The 938-nt window shown below is 58.7% G+C and carries 1 pseudogene; it reads left to right on the forward strand.

What is annotated here, in order from left to right:
* Positions 1–315: 315 nt before the first annotated feature.
* Positions 316–938, forward strand: a pseudogene (locus tag BST40_RS33490) (pentapeptide repeat-containing protein); the annotation flags it as partial.

Consider the following 938-nt stretch of genomic DNA (forward strand, 5'->3'; position numbering starts at 1 on the left):
ACCGGCGCCTTCAACACCGGCAACATGAACAACGGCATCCTCTGGCGAGCCGACTCCCACGGCCTCCTCGGCGCCACATACACCATCACAATCCCCGAAATACCGTTACATGCGGTGGGGACCATTCCCATCAATATCCCAATCACTTCGACCATTACCAATGTCGTGTACAGCGGGATGACAATGTCTGATATCCCGTTCGGTTTCACGGTAGGTTTTGGTCCGATACCGGCCTTCACCGGAAAAATCGACTCCCTCACCATTCCGCAAGTCGAGGTGCTCGCTCCCGTACCAGCCCCACACGGCGCCATCGGCGGACCCAATACGGTGGTCGAAATCACGAGTCTCGCCAGCATCGGTCCGGTCGACTGGACGATATTCAGCTTCGGCGGCCAGCCTGGCTTCGGAAACTCGACCACGGCACCATCTTCGGGATTCTTCAACAGCGGTACCGGCAGCTCGTCGGGCTTCTTCAATAGCGGCGCCAACAATTCGGGCCTTACGAACATCGACTTTGGCAACTCCGGCGTCCTAAACATCGGTGTCGTGCAATCGGGTATAGCTAACCTGGGCAATTCCATCTCGGGTTTCATCAATACGGGCCCGCCGGGTTTCTCCAGCCCGGCGGCTATCTCAGGCCTGCACAACGTCGGCACCAGCCTGGCGGGATTCTTGCGTGACGGTACCAACGGCACCACGTTCAATATCGGCCTGGCAAATCAGGGAGGTCTGAACCTCGGCAGCGCAAACGTGGGAGATCTCAACCTGGGTAGCGGCAACATCGGCAGCTTCAATCTGGGCAGCGCCAACATCGGCAGCTTCAACCTGGGCCTCGCCAACACCGGCAGCCACAACAACGGCAACGACAACACCGGCACCCACAACATCGGCATCGACAACACCGGCAACCACAACCTCGGCATCTGCAACACCGCAAA

Origin of the sequence: Mycobacterium persicum (assembly GCF_002086675.1) — a bacterium.
Taxonomy (GTDB): domain Bacteria; phylum Actinomycetota; class Actinomycetes; order Mycobacteriales; family Mycobacteriaceae; genus Mycobacterium; species Mycobacterium persicum.